General features: G+C 61.1%; 1 protein-coding gene. It reads left to right on the forward strand.

Translation table 11 applies throughout. The features are described 5' to 3' along the window. Positions 1-2 precede the first annotated feature (2 nt). Positions 3-244, forward strand: a 242-nt coding sequence (locus tag J5M73_RS31660) for an amino acid permease (RefSeq protein WP_243434011.1), incomplete at its 3' end; no start/stop codon positions are given.

The following is a 244-nucleotide window of genomic DNA, read 5'->3' on the forward strand; positions in this document are numbered from 1 at the left end:
CTCTGGTCGTGGGTTCCATGATTGGCGGTGGGATCTTTTCCCTGCCGCAGAACATGGCCGCCCGGGCCGATGCCGGTGCGGTGCTGATCGGCTGGGGAATTACCGCTGTGGGCATGCTGACCCTGGCATTTGTCTTCCAGACCCTGGCCAATCGCAAACCTGATCTGGACGGTGGTGTATATGCCTACGCCAAGGCCGGATTCGGCGACTACATGGGTTTCTCGTCCGCCTGGGGCTACTGGAT

The organism is Pseudomonas sp. 50_B (genome assembly GCF_017491625.1).
Taxonomy (GTDB): Bacteria; Pseudomonadota; Gammaproteobacteria; order Pseudomonadales; family Pseudomonadaceae; genus Aquipseudomonas; species Aquipseudomonas danubii.